The following is a 2,967-nucleotide window of genomic DNA, read 5'->3' as shown; positions in this document are numbered from 1 at the left end:
GCCTCAGACCCGCCCCGCCTCCACCTCCAGTGTGATCTTGATGGTGTCGCCGAGCGCCGCGCCCGTCGGGCCGCCGGTGACGCCGAAGTCCTTGCGGCTGATCTGGGTGGTGGCGGAGAAGCCCGCCACCGAACGGCCCTCGTACCCCTTGCCGAAGCCGTTCAGCTCCAGGTCGAGCGTGACGGGACGGGTGACGCCGCGCACGGTCAGCTCGCCGTCGACCAGGAAGCCGTCCCCGCCGCCGCGCCGGACCCCGGTGGAGCGGAAGGTCATCTCGGGGAACCCCTCCGCGTGCAGGAACTCCTCCGACCGTATGTGGGCGTCGCGCTGGTCGTGTCCCGTGGAGACCGACCCGATTCTGATCGTGGCGCGGACCGAGGACTCCAGCGGGTTCTCGGCGAGCACGATCTCGCCCTCGAAGTCGTCGAACCGGCCGCGGACGTTGGCGATGCCCAAGTGCCGTACGGAGAAGGCGATCTCGGAGTGGACCGCGTCGATCGCCCAGGTGCCGGTCTCGTAGCCGGGCAGGTCGGCCGCCGAGACGGCCGGCTCGTCGGACGCGGACGAGGTGGCGGAAGTGGTGGACATGCTGGTGACCCCCTGAAGACGTATGCGTCGAGTGGCGGCGTTCGCGTCGCCGTTCACCGCCCCGCACCCCCGCGCGGGGCGGGCCTCACCCTCCGTAGGGCTCGGCCTCCTGCTTGAACCATCGACAACATAGTGAGTCGGGGCCGTCCGCGCAGCCAACTCCCGCAGGGGATCCGCGTGTTGAGACGCCGCGCGGGTCCGGAGCCGGGCGACCGCTCAGCGCAGCGCGTCCGGCAGCGGTCCGCTGTGCAGGACCTCCAGGCGCGACACCGCCCGCGTCAGCACCACGTACAGCCGGTGCGGGCCGCGCTCCTCCGCCTCGGCGATCGCGGCCGGCTCCACGGCCACCACATGGTCGTACTCCAGGCCCTTCGCCATCGTCGCGGGCAGCACCGTCACCCGGGCCGCCGCCGTCAGCTCGTCCGGCTCCGCCGTCGCCACGCCCGCCGCCGTGAGGGCCGCGCGCAGCTCCGGTACGTCCGCGTCGCGCGCGATCACACCCACCGACCCCTCGTGCGCGAGCGCCGCCCGTACGGATTCGACCAGCGCGGCCCGTACGTCCGCCACCCGCCGCACCGTCAGCTCCCCGTCCCGGCGCAGCGAGCGGGACGGGGGTACGGCGACGTCGAGCGTCCCGAGCAGGTTGTTCGCCAGGGCCACGATCGCGGCCGGGACCCGGAAGCCGGTGGTCAGCGGGACCACCGGGGCGTCCGGCTTGCCCAGGTGCGCCAGGTGCCGCGACCAGTCGCGGGCCGCCCACGGCGTGGTGCCCTGCGCCAGGTCGCCGAGCACGGTCAGCGAGCCGAAGCCGGAGCGGCGGGCGACGGCCCGGCACTGCATCGGGGAGAGGTCCTGGGCCTCGTCGACGACGATGTGGCCGTAGCCCCGGGGGCGTTCGATCAGCCCGGCGAGCTCGTCGAGGAGGAACTGGTCGGCCGCCGACCACTTGGCCGACTTGTACGAGCGCGGCGCCCGGCTCCACAGCAGGTGCTTCTGCTCCTCGGCCGCCAGCACCCCGTCGGCGGCCTCCGCCAGCGCGTCCGGGTCGGTGAACAGCGCCGCGAGCACCTCCTCGGGCGAGACCTTCGGCCAGGCCGCGTCGACGAACGCGGAGACCGGGCGGGCCCGCGAGATCCGCTGGAGCCAGGTGTTGTTCATCGGCCCGGCCCGGCGCTCGGCCTCCAGCTGGATGACGCGCACGGCCCGGCTGCGCACCCGCTCCCGGCCCACCCCGTACGGCGGCTCCTCGGCCCGTACCTCCGCGACGATCCGCGCCAGCTCGCCCTCGCTCACCCGCCAGCGGTAGGAGCCGTCGGGCACCTCGACGGCGCCGAACCTCGCGGACGGGCCGCCGACCCTCGCGTACAGCGCCCGGTGCAGCACCCGCGCCATCCGGACGTCGTGCTTGAGGGCCGCCGCGGTGCTGTCGTCGACGGCCCGCACGGGAGTGCGCGCGACCTCGTCGTCGACCGTGGACTGCCGGATGTCGATCTCGCCGAGGGCGGGCAGCACCTGGGCGATGTAGTGGAGGAAGGTCCGGTTGGGGCCGAGGACCAGCAGACCGCCGCGCTGGATGCGCTGGGGGTAGGTGTAGAGCAGATACGCGGCCCGGTGCAGCCCGACCGCCGTCTTGCCGGTGCCGGGGGCGCCCTGGACGCACAGCGAACGGCCGAGCTCCGACCGTACGAGGTCGTCCTGCTCGGGCTGGATGGTCGCGGCGATGTCGCGCATCGGGCCGACGCGGGGGCGTTCGATCTCGGCGGCGAGGATGCCGCCGAGCGGCCCGTCCCCCTCGGCCGGACCGGTCGCGCCCAGCCGCTCGTCCTCCATGCCGGTGAGGTCCTCGGGGGCGCCGTGGCTGCCAGGGGCCCAGCCGAAGCGGCGGCGCACGGCGACACCGAGCGGGTCGCGGGCCCCGGCCTGGTAGAACGTCCGCGAGACGGGTGCCCGCCAGTCGACGACCAGCGGCGGCGCGGAGGGGTGCTCGCTGATGCGGCGGCGGCCGATGTAGTAGCGCTGCCCGGCGTGGTCGCCGGGGGCCTCGCCGTCCTCGAAGTCCAGCCGCCCGAAGAAGAGCGGGCCGGCCGGGTCCTGCCGCAGCTCCTTGGCCCAACTGCGCAGTTGGTAGCCGAGCACTTCCGCGTCTGCGCCGGAGGCGAAGGCGTTCTCACCGGTCACGACCCGCTCGTCCGCGCCCTCCACCATGGCGGCGAGGGCCGCGCGGCAGGCTTCGTGGTAGGCCCGTTCCCGGCTGAGTTCGCGGTCGAGTGGCGTCATGGATCCAGCGTAACGCAACTTGGTTACATTCTTTACTCAGTAACGAAATCCGGGAGGGTCTCAAGGAGACAAAGGACATCGGGCCGACCCCCGGCCCCCGGG

Annotated in this window: 2 protein-coding genes; both read right to left on the bottom strand. The window is 73.8% G+C overall.

Going from position 1 to position 2,967, the window contains the following annotated elements:
* Positions 1–3 precede the first annotated feature (3 nt).
* Positions 4–588 carry a YceI family protein gene (locus tag ACJA3G_RS34095; RefSeq protein WP_406556904.1) on the bottom strand — a complete coding sequence of 195 codons (585 nt, stop codon included), beginning with the start codon at positions 586–588 and terminating at the stop codon, positions 4–6.
* Between the two features lie 216 nt (positions 589–804).
* Entirely contained in the window at positions 805–2,865 is a 2,061-nt protein-coding gene (locus ACJA3G_RS34090; RefSeq protein ID WP_406556903.1) for a HelD family protein, read from the bottom strand.
* Positions 2,866–2,967: the final 102 nt, after the last annotated feature.

It is taken from the genome of Streptomyces sp. YS-3 (genome assembly GCF_045257485.1).
Classification (GTDB): domain Bacteria; phylum Actinomycetota; class Actinomycetes; order Streptomycetales; family Streptomycetaceae; genus Streptomyces.
Note: the sequence above shows the minus strand (reverse complement) of the source record. Positions and strands in the feature narration are given on the sequence as shown.